The organism is Anaeromassilibacillus sp. SJQ-5 (assembly GCF_054108045.1).
Genome location: NZ_JBPJWQ010000001.1, coordinates 844,402 through 859,657, shown reverse-complemented (window position 1 = coordinate 859,657; position 15,256 = coordinate 844,402). Strand labels below are relative to the sequence as shown.

Genomic DNA, 15,256 nt, shown 5'->3' with positions numbered 1-15,256 from the left:
AAGGGAAGCGTGATAAAGCTATGAGTATTCTCACCATGGAAAACGTCGGCTATGCCTACGGCGGGGGCGTCCCCGTGCTGCAGGACGTGTCCTATACCTTTGAAAAGGGAAAAATCTACGCCATCGTCGGCCGGTCGGGCGCGGGGAAAACCACCCTGCTCTCCCTCCTGTCGGCCCTGACCGCCCCCACGGCGGGCCGCATCCTGTTCGACGGCCGGGACATCCGGCAAATCGACCAGTACCGCTACCGCAGCCAGTACGTCGGGGTGGTGTTCCAGAGCTTCAACCTCCTGCCCAACCTGACCGCCGTGGAGAACGTGGAGCTGTCCATGGACATCGCGGGCAAGGCCATGCCGGGCGCGCCCCTAAAAGCGGCGGAGAAGCGGCGGCGGGCCATGGAGCTGCTGGAGAAGGTGGAGCTGGACGAGGACCGGGGCCTGCGCCGGGTGCTCAAGCTGTCGGGCGGCGAGCAGCAGCGGGTGGCCATCGCCCGGGCCCTGTCCTATGACCCGGCCGTCCTGCTGGCCGACGAGCCCACCGGCAACCTGGACGGGGAAACCCAGGACGCGGTGATGGAGATTCTGCGCCGCCTGGCCGACGAGGAGGACAAGTGCATCATCGTGGTCACCCACTCCCCCACCGTGGCCCAGGCCGCCGACGTGGTGTACCGCCTGGAGCGCCGCACCCCGCCCAAAAAGCCCCGAAAAACCGCCCCCGTCCCCCCGCCGGAGCCGGCCAGCACCCTGGGGCTGTAGATGGACTGCCGAACGCTTGCTCTATTCCGCAGCCCCGCCCTCTCGAGGCGGGGCGGGATTTTCCAACGACACCGCTCTCTCGGGGCGGGAGCGATTTCCCGACGATACCGCCCTCTCGGGTCAGGATTGTAGGGGCGAGCAGTGCTCGCCCGCGTAGTGCCCCCGCCGCCAGGGGGACGGGCGAGCGATGCTCGCCCCTACAGGGGTGCAACAGGCGGGGTGGGATTTTCCACCATCACCGCCCTTCTCGAGGCGGGAGCGATTTCCCGACGACACCGCCCTCTCGGGGCGTGCACGATTTCCCGACGATACCGCCCTCTCGGGGCGGGGATGGTGGGGCTCGCCCGCGTATTGCCCCACCGCTATGGCAACAAGCATGGTGTGGTTTTTCATCACCATTGCCTTTTCCAGAATTGCCCTTCAGCGGGTTCTATGGTAGAGTATAAACCGGGTGGTCATGATGGAATATCCGCAAAGAAAACGGAACCGCTTGCAAGATTTTGATTACAGCTGTCCCCGGGCGTATTTTATCACCCTCTGCACGGAAAACAAGCAATGCCTGCTGGGAAGCGTTGCCGGGGCGAGCGACGTTTGCCCGGCGTATACCCGGCTGTCCGCTTCTGGCAAAATTGTGGAGGCAGCCATTCTGGCCATCCCCCGGCAGTATCCCGCCCTCTCCATCGCCACATATGTAATCATGCCCAACCATCTCCACATGCTTCTCGTCCTAACCGGGGACGGGCAGGAGACGCCCTCCCTATCCCGCGTGATGCAGCAAATGAAGGGCGCGGTCACCAAGCGGCTGGGACGCTCCATTTGGCAGAAATCCTTCCATGATCACATCGTCCGTGATCGCGCCGATTATCAGGAAATCTGGCAATACATTGCCAACAACCCCGCCAGATGGAACGCCGACGCTTTATATAAGGAATAACCACCCCTGGCGGGACGTATTCCCCACCATTACCGCCCGTTCGGACAGGGGTTGTAGGGGCGAGCAGTGCTCGCCCGCGTAATGCTCCCGCCGCCAGAGGGACGGGCGAGCGATGCTCGCCCCTACAGGGGTGCAACAAGCGGGGCGGGATTTCCCGCCATCACCGCCCCCGCCGCCCGCGAAACGGGCCCATTTTCTGGCGGCTTCCCTGGAAAATATCGCCTTTTGCGATGACGCCGGCAAGCATTTCTATTGATCCCTATATATAAAAGAGGCCTGACGCAGACGCGTCAGGCCTCTTCAGTCTGTCAAAAAAGGGGAATCCGCCATTTGGAAAACGAAAAAAGCAGGGGCGGGTTACCGATCGGTGTTTGCGAGGACATGTGCCTCGCAAACACACCTTATAGGCGAAAACCGGCGGAAACACACGTGTTTCCGCCGGTTTTCAAGAGCAGGGGTGGCACTGGCGGGGATAGAGGGAGCAAGGCGAGTATAGCGAGCCGCCGCGATCCGGCATCCCCGTCCAGCAGCGTGTCGACTTTGTCGACACGCTGAGAGGCCTGACGCAGACGCGTCAGGCCTCTTCGCGGTTCAGCCAGCGGCGGCAGGCCTCCAGCGTGCCGAAGGTCTCGACGAAGGCTTCGCCGGCGAGGTTGTCAATGCCGAGATAGCCGTCGGCCTCCCGGGCCCAAAACAGGCCCCGGGGCTCCCGAGCCTCCACCACCGCACGCGCTTCCTCCAGTGTCAGCTCCCGGATATGCATACGCTCCTCATCCTTTCCCCTGTGGAGGACACGCCGTCCTCCATCCCCCTCATTCTATCACGGTTTGGGCCGATTTATACACCTGCCGCCAACTTTTTTATTCGACAGTATCCGTTCTTTTTTTCCCAGTTATCGGAAACTTTCTCTTGACTTTTATCCTGTTTTGAGATATAATTATAATAGAACATCAGGAAAGGAAGTTGATCGTATGGCATGGATCGAAGCGCATCAAAGTCTGGCAGAAAGTCCGAAGCTGATGAAGCTGTGCAAGCGACTAAAGATTCCCCATTCCCAGGGGATCGGGCACCTGTTTTTTCTGTGGTGGTGGGCGCTGGATCACGCCCCGGACGGAGACCTGAGCGCCCTGGGAGCCACTGGCGTGGCGCGGGTTGTCCGGTGGGAGGGAGAACACCTCCGCTCGGTTCTCCCGGCGCTGAAAAAGGCGGGGTTCGTCGATGAGGACAACCGGATCCACGACTGGCAGGATTACGCCGGGCGGCTCATCTCCAAACGAGAAGAAAAGCGCGAGCAGGATCGGGAACGGCGGAGGAAACAACGCCTACTGAACAGCGACAAGGCGGCGGATCCTGTCGCCGGTGACGCACACGCGACGCGCGCCCTACAGAACCGTACCCAACCCAACACAACCGAACCTCTCCCCCCCGACGCCCCCCAGGGGGCCTTCCCTGAGGGGAACGCGTACCCCGACGCGGGGGACGACATCCCCGCCGTCATCCCGGAGGAGGCCAGCCTGCTGGACGTATTGCCCCCATACATAGAGTGCTGACCACAAGCGAGATCGGAAAGAAGCTCTCGGCGGCACATAACTAGGGTTGGTAACCACAAGCGGGAGTGGAAAGAACCCTTCGGCGGCACAAGGGGCCGCCGCCCCGCATAGCGGGGACAGGCTTCTTTCCCCTACTCTACCGTCTATGGGCGGCTGAGCGGGTAGCCGGCGCCCCGCAAAGCGGGGACGCGCTTCTTTCCCTTCATCTAATTTCTGCGGGCGGCTCAGTTGAGTGATAGAGTGCTGACCACAAGCGAGATCGGAAAGAAGCTCTCGGCGGCACATAACTAGGGTTGGTAACCACAAGCGGGATTGGAAAGAACCCTTCGGCGGCACAAGGGGCCGCCGCCCCGCATAGCGGGGACAGGCTTCTTTCCCCTACTCTACCGTCTACGGGCGGCTGAGCGAGTAGCCGCCGCCTCGGCGGGCGGCGGACTTGCGATGGACGAATCGGAGAGGAGCTTCGGTATGTTGGAAACGGAACGCGCGGTGATCGGGTGCCTGGTGGTGGACTGGCCGGCCTGCCGGGAGCCGCGCATCGAGCCGGTTTGGTTCGAATCGGCCTTTTACCGCAGGGTGGCGCGGCGGGGGCTGGAGCTGGAGGCGGCGGGGACCCGGCCCGACGCGGTCACCCTGCTGCCCGACCTGAGCCCGGAGGAACGGGCGGAAATCCTCCGCTGCGCCGAACAGATGCCCCGGGTGTCGGGCTACACCCATTACGCCGAGCAGCTGCGGGAGGAATGGCGGCAGCGCAGCCTGCGCGCGGCGCTTCAGCGCATCGGCGCGTCGGGCGAGAACGCGGACGGCATGACCGCCGCCCTGCGCCGGGTGGTGGGCGAGCAGGAGGCGGCGGGCGGCGGCTCGCCCCCGGGCTGCACCCTGTCGGAGGCCTATGTCGACCTGTACACCGGCCTGTTCAGCCAGGACACGCGGCATCTGTCCGGCTATCCCGGGCTGGACGGCCTGATGGGCGGGCTGCTGCCCGGGTCGGTGTTCGTGCTGGCGGCCCGCAGCGGCCACGGCAAAACCGACTTTGCCCTGTCCCTCCTGCTGCGGTACGCGGCGGCGGGGCTGCGGGTGCTCTACTACTCCATGGAGATGGGGGGCGGGCAGCTGATGACCCGGGTGGCGGCCCAGCTGACCGGCCTGCACAGCGCCCGCATCCGGGACAAACGGCTGACCGACGAGGAACGCGCCCTGGTGGCCCGGGCCATCGGGCTGCTGCAGGGCCGGGAGGCGGTGCGGGTGGCGGAAGCGCCCCCCAGCCTGGACGACCTGCGCCGGCACATCCGGGAATGCCGGCCCGCCGTGATTTTCCTCGACCATCTGGCCCTGATGAAGATGCCCCGGCGGGGCAGCCGGTACGAGGAGGTGGCCGAGACCACCCGGGCCCTCAAGGCCCTGGCCCTGGAAACCGGGGTGGCGGTGGTGGAGCTGGTGCAGATGAACCGCCAGGTGGAGCTGCGCCCCGACAAGCGGCCCCAGCTCTCCGACCTGAAGGAATCGGGCACCATCGAGGAGGACGCGGACTATGTTCTCTTCCTCCAGGCCGAGGGGGCCAACCGCTTTCTGACCGGCGGGGATTCCCGCCCGGTGCGGGCCACCCTGGCCAAGAACCGCCACGGCGCGACCGGGACGCTGCGCTTCGCCTGGCGGCCCCAGTACAGCCGCTTCGCGGAGCTTAAGCCCCCGGCGACAGAGGAGGCTTCGGGGGCCGCGAAACCCGCGGCCTCCTGAAACCATAAAGTTGCAAAACGCAACCATTTGAAAGGAGCTTGTCCATGAACACACCTATTCTGCGCGTGCGGGACGCGCAAGGCAATCTCATCCCCATTCCGGCGGTACGGGGGGAAGCCGGGCCCCAGGGCATCCCCGGCCCCCAAGGCCCGCAGGGGCCTCAGGGCGGCAAGGGCGACCCCGGCACGACCGGGCCGCAGGGCCCCCAGGGCGATCCCGGCGACACGGGGCCCCAGGGGCCGCAAGGTCCCAAGGGAGACAAGGGCGATAAAGGGGACGCGGGCGTTGTGGACGCCGCCGCCCTGCTGGCGAAAATCTACCCCGTGGGCTCCCTCTACCTGTCCACGGTGAACGTCAGCCCCGCGAGCTTTCTCGGCGGCGAATGGGTTCCCTGGGGAACGGGCCGCACGCCGGTGGGCGTGGACGCGGCCCAGACCGAATTCGCCTCCCCCGAGCAGGTGGGCGGCGCGAAAAGCGTGGTGCTCACCGGGGAAAACCTGCCCACCGACGCGGTGTACGACGGCACGGTCACCCTCTTCGCCTCCGGCAACTACGCGGGGGGGTGGGATTTCGCCCTGCGGGGCGAGGGCAAGCCGGTGCCCGTTTTGCAGCCCTATATCACCTGCTACATGTTCAAGCGCACAGCGTAGGCCCTGTTTGAAAAATAAAAAGTGCTGGATATTTCGCTGCGAAACGTCAAGAGCAAGGAAAAAAGCGGACGAATCCTTTCGGATTCGGAGCATTTTTGACGCAGCTATCGGCGCTTCGCAGTAGAAATAGACAGTATTCTGGATTTTCCAAACAGGGCCTAATCGAAAGAAAGAGAGGAATGCATATGCAGGAACCCATTCGAACCCTGCGCGTCCAAGCGGACGCCAATGGGGTACGCCCCTCCAACCCCCAATACGCCGGGGTGCAGGGGGAACACAACGCCACCCGGGTGATCTTCGCCCTGGACGAGGCGCTGCTGCGGGCAGAATACCGCTACCGGTTTGAGTTCGTGGACAGCATGGGCGGGCTGGACGCGGGCGGGGAAGCCACCCCCGTCGACGGAGAGCTGTCCTGCCTGCTGCCCGAACCGTGGACCCGGGCGGGGGGCTGCGGGACGCTGCGGCTCTGCGCGGTGGCGGCGGGGGCGGACGGCCAGGAGGAGCAGGTGGTCTACACCCTGCCCGCCCTGCTGACCTTCGCCACCCGGGAGAGCGCCGGGCCCCTGGAGGACGAGGTGAAAACCAACCTGTCCGCCCTGATGACCGACGCAAGGGAGGCCACCGACGCCGCGAACGAAGCCGCCGAAAGCGCGAACGCGGCGGCGGACAAGGTGGATGAAGCTGTGTCCAGCGCCAACGCGGCGACGGCCAACGCGAACCGCGCCGCTGCAAGCGCGGACGCTTCCGCGGCCACGGCCAACGCGGCGGCCGGCGGGGCGCAGGAGGCCAAGGAGGCGGCTGACACGGCGGCCAGCGGGGCCAATACGGCAGCCGAGCAGGCGCGGACGGCGGCGGCCAGCGCCAACACCGCGGCAGGAACGGCCAGCACCGCCGCTTCCAACGCCAACGCCGTGGCCGACGCGGTGCAGGCCAAGCTGGACGCAGGCGAGCTGAAGGGCGAAAAAGGCGACACCGGCCCCCAGGGCCCCCAGGGGGTCAGCGGGGTGTACGTGGGCGGCGGCGAGATGCCGGAGGGGTACACCGTCCAGGTGGATCCCACCGGGGATATGCTGTGCTATACCGCCGGGGAGAGCGACAGCCGGTATCTGCGGGCCACCGAGATTCGCCGCCCCTTCACCGGCGGCGGGATCACCCTGACCGACGCGGACGACGCGGCCTTCGGCGGCGTGACCGTGCTGGGCGCGACCACCGAGACAGGCACGGGCGACAAGGGGCCGGACAATCCGTATGCCATCACGGGCGTGCAGCCGGCGAGCCTGACGGTGTGCGGGAAGAATTTGTGTCCGCCGACATTTTACCAAGGGGCGTACACCACCCAGGCGGAATCACGCATACGCTCCGAAATTATCCCCATCGTGCCGCACGTGCAGTATGTGTTCTCCGTCGCGGCGGGATATGCCGCATTAAACGTCTACTTTTTAGGTGCCAATAAGGTGGGGCTTGGCTGGCTGCAAAGCGCCAACAACACAGCGGCGCAGCTTAGGTTCACGCCGAACAAGGACACCTATCGCTATGCGGTGCTGGTGGTGTCCTATCCAGACCAGACAACGCCGATCGCGCCGGACGCACCGATTTCCGCGCAGTTAGAGTTCGGCACCGCCGCCACCCCCTACACCTCCTACGCCGGACAGACCATCGATTTGCCCGTGCTGGCCCCTTTGTACGGAGACGGAACCGTGTGCGACGAATACGACGCGGCCACCGGCGTGGAAACCCGGCGGTGGGGACGGGTGGAGTTCGACGGAACAGAGGCGTGGATAACGAGGACAAGCGGCGCGGGAGTATATGGGTATGCGCTGCCGGATGTTTTCGATGCGCCGGCAGCGGCTGGTGTTTGCACCCACTTCTCTTTCGTTAAAAACGGGGCATCCGGTATGCAAACGGCGGTTTGTGTTGCGTCTGCCAGCACGAGAAAAGACCTATCTGTCTTTACCACAATAGCAACGCTGGACGATTTCAAGGCCTGGTTGTCTGCCCGAGCCACTGCCGGCACCCCGGTGACGGTGGTGTATCAGCTGGCCGAGCCGGTCGTGACCCAGCACGGGCCGCAACGGATCCACACCTATCCAGGATGCACCAATCTGATGCTGGATATTTCGGCCGAGGGGGCCGTCCGGTATCCGCTGTCCGCCCCCATGCAGTGGGACGCCAAGGCAGACAAAACGGCGGCGGACGACCGATACGCCAATGTGCTGACCGGCACGGCTTCGGGGCCGGTGGCCGCGCTGGAGGACGTGTCCCCGACGGGGGCGCTGCGCCGGGCGGCGGTGCTGGGCGCGACCGCCGAGACCGGGTCGGGGGATAAGGGGCCCGATAACCCGTATACCCTCGCGGGTGTACAGCCGACAAAGGTGACGGTGTGCGGGAAGAACCTGCTGCCAGTTACCAGGACGGCGGAAGGGACATACAGCGGCGTTACCATTACGCCGCTGGAAGGCGGCCTGTTGAAGCTGTCTGGCACCTGCACCGCCAACAACAACTGCCCCGTTTTTTGTACACAACCTGTTCGTTTGGACGGTACCCTCACGGCAACCGTTCAGGTGCAGTCTGGCACAGCGGAATTTGTGGGGTATAACTTAGTACAGTATAACGGCGATATACAGGGGCTTACCCTGGTAAATATGAAAACAAAGGAACACCATTTCCAGCGGACGTGTATGGCTTCCGGGTTTAACATCCGCATGGACGCGGGCACGGTTTTTAACGATTACGTGTTCGGGATCCAGCTGGAGAAAGGCGACACCGCCACCCCTTATGAGCCGTATACCGGCCAAACTATCACGTTGCCCGCGCTGGCCCCCCTGTACGGCGACGGAACCGTGAACGACGAATACGACGCGGTTTCGGGTGTGGAAACCCGGCGATGGAAGCGAGTGGTGTTCGACGGGACAGAAAGCATGCGGTGTGAAGCCCACGGAAATGGCCAGCGATATGTATCTATAGACCTGGACGCTGCCGCTAATAAATCCGTCATGCCCATATCCACGCATTACACGTCGTCTGCCTGGACGCAGGACAATAACAAGGTGTATATCCCCAATCCCGTTGTGATGGTGATTACGGATAGCCGTTTCACTACCTTGCAAGCTGCGCGGGACATATTAGCCGCCCAGTACGCCGCCGGCACGCCGGTGACGGTGGTGTACCAGCTGGACGCCCCCGCCGTGACCCAGCATGACCCCGCCCGCATCCTGCCGCCCGCCCCGGTGTGCCGCGTCTTTGCCGACGCCGGAACGATGGAGGTGGGATATAACCGGGATGTCAATATCGTCATCCCCAAGCTGGAGGCCGCGCTTGCCGCCCTGCAGAGCGGCGCTTAACTCACCCGATCGCGGCGGGGCCGGTTCGAATTCCCGTCCGGTTCTTCTTGCGCGGTGGCTATGCCGTTGACTTTTCCCGCCTTTTATGCTATAGTAAAGGTAGCCAAGGGGCGCTGCGTGTGGAGCCTCTGGCGGCCCCTAGTCCCTACGCTCTGGCAAGCGTAGGGACTATTTTACTTTTATCGCAAACACCGCGAAAAGCAGGAGCAGGACAACTACACAGAATATGTACTTAATGACCCTTTTCCCCATCGGCCTCACCTCCTTCCATCGGAGGTGTGCGCCCCTTGACTACCATATGGTTATAGCACAGTTCCCCCGCGATGTCAAAACTCTTTCCCCGGTTTGTCCGCACGGCTTGTCGGACATGGCGGAATAGCCTGTCCATATATGGGAAATCTTCATAATTTTTTTCGGCATTTCTATTGACAGCCTGTCCTCGCGGCTCTATACTGAAGGTAAGCGAATCCCCCGCCTTCAGAAAGGAGCGCGCGTATGAAACAGTCCACCCGACCGGCCGCCGTGACGGCCGCCGTCATCCTGGTGCTGGAGCTGGCCGGCGCCGCCTTCTGGGGGCACGCCGCCCTGCACCGGGAGGCGTACGCGCGGGCCTACAACCTGCTGCCCATCGCGGTGCTGGAGCTGGCGGTGCAGCCCCTCATGCTGGCGGGTGCCGCCTATCTGCTGCTGTGGGCGCTGGACCGGCTGTTCCTATCCCCATATTCATGGCTGAAGAAGACCGATGTCGCGTCCAAGACGCGACAGGGAGGCGCCCTCTGTCCCGTCGGGCGGGTGGCCCTGCGGCTGCTGGCCGCAGCCATGGTGGTGGTATACCTGGCCCTCGTCCTGGGGGGCCTGTTCGGCCGGGTGTCCGGCCTGACGGTCGAGTGGCTGCTGCGGCTGCGGTTCCTGCTGGTGATCCCCGGGGCCGTCCTGTACGCCGGCATGAAAGCGCCGTCCCCCGCCCAGGAGGAGCCGGCGGACTAAACCAGAAAAAGCGCGTACGGTTTTAGGTGCGCGCCTTTTTAGAAGAAATGGCCCAGCGGAACTCGTTCCGCTGGGCCATTTCTTGCAAAGCGGCGGAACCCGGCTCGGATTCTCCGCTCATGGCGCGCCCCTTTGACCGTGCGCGTTTTTTAACGCTTCTTTTTCTAAAGAATATCCACTAATGTAATGACACCCTTTTCAATCCATACGAGTTTCCCTATTTTAATATAGGAAATTGCGTATATTTCATATGTAATTTACATAAATTTTTATTTGGATTCTTCTCTTTTGCTAATTGATTAGGTAATCCTATAGCGCTATACTATACATATACCATTTTTTGCTACTTAAAGAAAGATGTGGTGAAATCATGAACAGACATCCAGCCGCTGCCATTACCGCCCTTGTGTCTATCATTTTTGAAGGAATTGGCTGTGCCTACTGGATATGGACGGCCATAAACCGTACAAATTTCCTGCAGACCTATTATACACTCCCGTTTGCCATTTTACATGATATCTTCTTCCCGTTAATGCTGACCGCTGCCGTTTATTTCATTTTTTATCTGTTATATAGATATTCTATCATGAAACAGGCGGTACACAGCCAAGCTATCCGTGCGGTCTTACTCCTGGTATCCATTTTGCTGATTCTCGCTTATATCCTCATCATATGCGGCACCATGAACGGCTATATTCCATATGCCAACCGCTTTGTCCAAATGGTATATCAACTGCAGTTTGGTTTGCCAATCGCCGGTATCGGTCTATTTTTTGGCCTGTGGGCACCCCCAAGTAGTAGGAAAGAAGGCGATTCCAATGGGTAGGAAAAGCAGAGGCCATAAAACCATCTGAATAGAGAAAGGAAGTATAAAATGAAAAAGCTTTTCGCCGCATTATTGACAGTTGGTATGTTCCTATCAGCCTCTTGTCCGGCTTTCGCAGAAATCGACACGGCCGCAGCCGCAGATAAGGATATCGACATTTTCGAACTGGCTGAAGGTGGCGAAATCTCCATAGTTGACAACGCAGTACAGGTGCATAAAACCACCATGGTGAACAGCGTTAAGACACGTTCTGGGGCACAGACGCAATATTTTGAATCCACCAGCGTTGCCCTCGCGCCACTGACTGATGAGATCACGGTGAATGAACTCTACGAAACTCTGCGAGCTGGCCGAGAAGGGCATTATGCAGAGCTTCCGGATAAAAGCGGCATTGCTAGGGGTTACACGCAGATTTACTATTCCGTCACCACTCTGGACAATGTTTCCTATTACAGTATGTCGCAAATTTTAGGAGGATTAATCGGACCCGGAAGCGGCTCCTATCTGGAAAGCGGCATCAAGTATTATGGTGCCTATATCCAATTCGGCCAAACCGGAAACACGGCTCACAATGGTTATCGGTCATTTTCAGGCGAAGAATATTTTGGAGCGGAGCCCAGAGATTGGACTTGCACATATGACAAATTCGACACTTGGATTCCTGTCTCTTCTAGTTACATGGCAACGCTGAACTGTCAAGCGCGTTTCAGCTTTGGAGGGCGCAATTCTGCCTGGGATTTAAACGTTATGAATAGCGCGTTCTCATCCTGAACCCTCCCTTGTAAAAACCGGCTATGCGCCTGTGCCGCGCATAGCCGGTTTTTTACACCGTTACCGGGGTTTTCTCCTCCACGCCGGCATCCTTGGCGCGGATTTCCACCCGGCGGATTTTGCCGCTGATGGTCTTGGGCAGCTCGGTGACGAACTCCACCACCCGGGGATATTTGTAGGGCGCGGTGGCCTTCTTGACGTACTGCTGCAGCTCCTTGGCCAGGGCGTCGGAGGGCGGATACTGGCTGGTCAGCACGATGGTGGCCTTGACCACCTGGCCGCGCTCCGGGTCGGGCACGCCGGTGATGGCGCATTCCAGCACCGCCGGGTGCTCCATGAGCACGCTCTCGATTTCGAACGGCCCGATGCGGTAGCCGCTGGATTTGATGATGTCGTCCAACCGCCCGACGTACCAGTAATACCCGTCCTCGTCGATGTAAGCGGTGTCCCCCGTGTGGTAGACCCCGCCCTGCCAGGCCTTGGCGTACAGCGCGTCGTCGTTATTATACGCGCTGAAAATCCCGTACTGCCGCCCGGTTTTGCAGGGGCGCACCACGATTTCGCCCACCTCGCCGGGGGCCACCTCGTTCCCCTGCCGGTCGACGAGGGCCACGTCGTACAGGGGGGAGGGCTTGCCCATGGAGCCGGGGCGGGTCTCGCTGCCCGCCAGGTTGGCGATGAGCAGGGTGGTTTCGGTCTGGCCGAAGCCCTCCATCAGGTGGATGCCGGTGTTCTCGAGAAACCGGCGGTACACCTCATAGTTGAGGGCCTCCCCCGCGTTGGTGGCGTATTCCAGGCTGGACAGGTCGTACCCGTCCATCCCCTCCTTGATGAGGAAGCGGTAGATGGTGGGCGGCGCGCAGAAGGAGGTCACCCGGTATTTCTGGATGATCCCCATCAGGTCGGCGGCCACGAATTTGTCGAAGTCGTAGACCATCACCCGCACGCCCGCCAGCCACTGGCCGTAGAGCTTGCCCCAGGAGGCCTTGCCCCAGCCGGTGTCCGCCACCGTCAGGTGCAGCCCGCCCTCCTTGACGTTCTGCCAGTGGACGGCCGTGACGATGTGGGCCAGGGCATAGGTGAAGTCGTGGATGACCGCCTTGGGATAGCCGGTGGTGCCGGAGGTGAAATACATGATCATGGGGTCGGTGGCCAGGGTGTCCGTCCGCTCGAGGACGGGGGAGGCGGCCTGTACCGCCTCGTCCAGGAAGAGGAAGCCCTCCTTTGGCTGCCGGACGATGCAGGGGATCGTCAGGGTCGGGCAGACCTTCCGCGCCTCGGCGACGTAGTCGGCCAGCTCCCCCTCCGGGGTGCAGACCACCGCTTTGATGGAGGCCGCCTGCACCCGGTAGACGATGTCTTTGACGGTGAGCATGTGGGTGGCGGGCACGGCCACGGCCCCCAGCTTGTGCAGGGCCAGGATGGTGGTCCAATATTCGTGGTGCCGTTTGAGCATCAGCATCACCCGGTCGCCCTTGTTCACCCCGGCCTGTCGCAGGGCGTTGGCCGTCCGGTTGCTCAGCTCTCCCAGCTCCCCGTAGGTGAAGCGGCGCTCCTCCCCGGCCACGTTGCACCAGACCAGGGCCTCGCTATCCGGCTCCTCGGCCGCCAGCACGTCCATCACGTCGTAGGCGAAATTGAAATTGTCCGGATGGTGGATGGAAAACCGCGTGAGGGTGCCGTGCTCGTTAAATTCCTCCTGGCAGAAGCGTTTGTACAGCTGCATATTCATGCCCAACCTTTCTAATGTCAAAGCCGCCGCCGTTGGGCGTCAGCCTCCGATTTTGCGGAAGCGATCGTACCGGGCGCGCAGCAGGTCCTCCACGGGCAGCGCCCGCTTCTCGGCCAGCTTGTCGGCCAGCGCCTGCCCGAGAGAGGCAGAAAGCTCGTCGAAATCCCGCCCCTTTTCCGGCACCACCCGTTCCACCACGCCCAGGCGCAGCAGATCCGCCGCCGTCATTTTCAGGCATTCGGCGGCTTCCTTGACCTTTTTCGGGTCCTTCCACAGGATGCTGGCGCACCCCTCGGGGGAAATCACCGAATACACCGCGTTTTCCAGCATCCAGACCTCGTCGGCCACGGCCAGCGCCAGCGCGCCGCCGCTGCCCCCCTCCCCGACGAACACCGACAGGATGGGCACCCGCAGGGTCATCATCTCCATCAGGTTTTCCGCGATGGCCTGGCCCTGGCCCCGTTCCTCGGCCCCCACGCCGCAGAAGGCCCCCGCCGTGTCCACGAAGCAGACCACCGGCCGGCCGAACTTCTCCGCCTGCTTCATCAGGCGCAGCGCCTTGCGGTAGCCCTCGGGGCTGGGCGCGCCGAAGTTGCGGCGGATCCGCTCCTTGGTGGTGTCCCCCTTCTCGATGGCGACGACCGTCACCGGCTCGCCGTGCAGGCGGGCCACCCCGGCCACCACCGCCCCGTCGTCCCCGTACCGGCGGTCGCCGTGCAGCTCCAGGAAGTCGGTGAAGATATGCTCAATGTAGGCGAGGCCCGTGGGCCGCCCCTTGGCCCGGGCGGCCAGTACCTTGTCGTAAGCGCTCATGCCCGCGGCCCCCTTTCGTGCAGCGCGAGCAGCCCGGCGATGACCCGCCGCTGCTCCTTGCGGGGAACGATGCAGTCCACAAACCCGTGCTCCAGCAGGAATTCCGCCCGCTGGAAGCCCTCGGGCAGCTTCTTGTTGGTGGTCTGCTCGATGACCCTTTGCCCCGCGAAGCCCACCATGGCCCCGGGTTCGGCCATGATGATGTCCCCCTCCATGGCGAAGCTGGCGGTCACGCCGCCGGTGGTCGGGTCGGTGAGCACCGTGAGGTAGAACAGGCCCGCGGCGCTGTGCCGCCCCACCGCGCCGCTGACCTTGGCCATCTGCATCAGGGAGAGGATCCCCTCCTGCATGCGCGCCCCGCCCGAGACGGTGTAGCCCACCACCGGCAGGCCGGCCTCGGCCGCGTGCTCGAACAGGCGGGTCAGCTTCTCCCCCACCACCGTGCCCATGGAGCCCATCATAAAATACGGCTCCATGACGAACAGGGCGCAGCGGCGGCCCCCGATGCGGGCGGTGCCGGTGACCACCGCCTCCTTCTCGCGGCAGGCCAGCCAGGCGTTCTCCAGCTTTTTGGGATAGCCGGGAAAGCCCAGCAGGTCCCGGCTTTTCATCTCCCCGTTCATTTCCTCGAAGCTGTCGGGGTCGGTGATGAAGCTCACCCGCTGGCGGGCGTTCATGCGGAAATGGTGGCCGCAGGGGCAGACGCTGTGGTTGTTCCACAGGTCGCCCACCGGCAGGCGGCGGCCGCAGGCGGGGCAGAGCTTGGTCTGCACCGTGGTGTCCGCGTCCTGCCGGGCAGGCGACCGCCCGCCCTTCTCCAGCTCGTTATTCGGCGTTTTGAAAAGCCCCAAAAGCTGCATAAACTGTCACCTGACTTTCTAACGATTGCTAATGTTGATGAGTGTTTTTATATCTGCTTCTTGCAGCGGGCGCTATGCCCTATCGGGAGTTTGTTGGTATGCGGGGCACCACCCCGCGGGCTGATTGTGCCTGTGAGGCACCCCGCACCCCATCTTTCTTTTTCGTGCGTGAAAAAGAAAGACGGGGGAGAAAGAAAAAGCCTTTGGAAAACCATCCGGCGGGGGGAAACCCACTCTCTGCCTCGCGCCAACCCCTGTGTCGCTGCGGGCTTCGGCCCCTTACAAGAAAAATAGAAACTT

13 protein-coding genes are annotated in these 15,256 nt (G+C 62.5%); 9 read left to right on the top strand and 4 right to left on the bottom strand.

Annotated features, from left to right (window positions below; all coding sequences use genetic code 11):
• Positions 1-20 precede the first annotated feature (20 nt).
• The gene (locus ACSAMM_RS03470; protein ID WP_178723625.1) at positions 21-755 is read left to right on the top strand and encodes an ATP-binding cassette domain-containing protein; all 735 of its coding nucleotides are present in this window, start codon (positions 21-23) and stop codon (positions 753-755) included.
• A 490-nt stretch (positions 756-1,245) separates the two neighbouring features.
• A complete protein-coding gene (locus tag ACSAMM_RS03465; protein WP_457789794.1) occupies positions 1,246-1,689 on the top strand; it encodes a transposase in 444 nt (147 codons plus the stop codon).
• Between the two features lie 574 nt (positions 1,690-2,263).
• Here ACSAMM_RS03465 and ACSAMM_RS03460 read toward each other — a convergent pair.
• Positions 2,264-2,452, bottom strand: a complete 189-nt coding sequence (locus ACSAMM_RS03460; protein ID WP_178723623.1) for a hypothetical protein — start codon at positions 2,450-2,452, stop codon at positions 2,264-2,266.
• A 208-nt stretch (positions 2,453-2,660) separates the two neighbouring features.
• Here ACSAMM_RS03460 and ACSAMM_RS03455 point away from each other — a divergent pair, with 208 nt between their 5' ends.
• From ACSAMM_RS03455 to ACSAMM_RS03425, 7 genes are all read left to right on the top strand, one after another.
• Positions 2,661-3,239, top strand: a complete 579-nt coding sequence (locus tag ACSAMM_RS03455; RefSeq protein WP_457789792.1) for a hypothetical protein — start codon at positions 2,661-2,663, stop codon at positions 3,237-3,239.
• Between the two features lie 468 nt (positions 3,240-3,707).
• A complete protein-coding gene (locus ACSAMM_RS03450) occupies positions 3,708-4,976 on the top strand; it encodes a replicative DNA helicase (protein ID WP_457789790.1) in 1,269 nt (422 codons plus the stop codon).
• A gap of 44 nt (positions 4,977-5,020) precedes the next feature.
• Positions 5,021-5,626 carry a phage baseplate protein gene (locus tag ACSAMM_RS03445; RefSeq protein WP_178723617.1) on the top strand — a complete coding sequence of 202 codons (606 nt, stop codon included), beginning with the start codon at positions 5,021-5,023 and terminating at the stop codon, positions 5,624-5,626.
• 185 nt (positions 5,627-5,811) lie between these two features.
• A complete protein-coding gene (locus tag ACSAMM_RS03440) occupies positions 5,812-8,967 on the top strand; it encodes a hypothetical protein (RefSeq protein WP_457789788.1) in 3,156 nt (1,051 codons plus the stop codon).
• Between the two features lie 495 nt (positions 8,968-9,462).
• Positions 9,463-9,954, top strand: a complete 492-nt coding sequence (locus ACSAMM_RS03435; RefSeq protein WP_457789786.1) for a hypothetical protein — start codon at positions 9,463-9,465, stop codon at positions 9,952-9,954.
• A 370-nt stretch (positions 9,955-10,324) separates the two neighbouring features.
• Positions 10,325-10,780 (top strand): hypothetical protein, encoded by a 456-nt coding sequence (locus ACSAMM_RS03430; RefSeq protein ID WP_457789784.1) that lies wholly within the window; start codon positions 10,325-10,327, stop codon positions 10,778-10,780.
• 48 nt (positions 10,781-10,828) lie between these two features.
• The gene (locus tag ACSAMM_RS03425) at positions 10,829-11,551 is read left to right on the top strand and encodes a hypothetical protein (RefSeq protein ID WP_457789782.1); all 723 of its coding nucleotides are present in this window, start codon (positions 10,829-10,831) and stop codon (positions 11,549-11,551) included.
• A gap of 52 nt (positions 11,552-11,603) precedes the next feature.
• Here the strand turns inward: ACSAMM_RS03425 and ACSAMM_RS03420 are convergent, their stop codons facing one another.
• From ACSAMM_RS03420 to accD, 3 genes are read right to left on the bottom strand one after another with little or no spacing between them, the layout of a single operon-like run.
• Positions 11,604-13,277 (bottom strand): AMP-binding protein, encoded by a 1,674-nt coding sequence (locus ACSAMM_RS03420; protein WP_457789780.1) that lies wholly within the window; start codon positions 13,275-13,277, stop codon positions 11,604-11,606.
• A gap of 45 nt (positions 13,278-13,322) precedes the next feature.
• Complete coding sequence (locus tag ACSAMM_RS03415; protein WP_457789778.1) at positions 13,323-14,096, bottom strand: acetyl-CoA carboxylase carboxyltransferase subunit alpha; 774 nt, start codon at positions 14,094-14,096, stop codon at positions 13,323-13,325.
• The gene (accD, locus tag ACSAMM_RS03410; protein WP_457789776.1) at positions 14,093-14,956 is read right to left on the bottom strand and encodes an acetyl-CoA carboxylase, carboxyltransferase subunit beta; all 864 of its coding nucleotides are present in this window, start codon (positions 14,954-14,956) and stop codon (positions 14,093-14,095) included. Before accD ends, ACSAMM_RS03415 begins: the two co-directional genes overlap by 4 nt.
• Positions 14,957-15,256 lie beyond the last annotated feature (300 nt).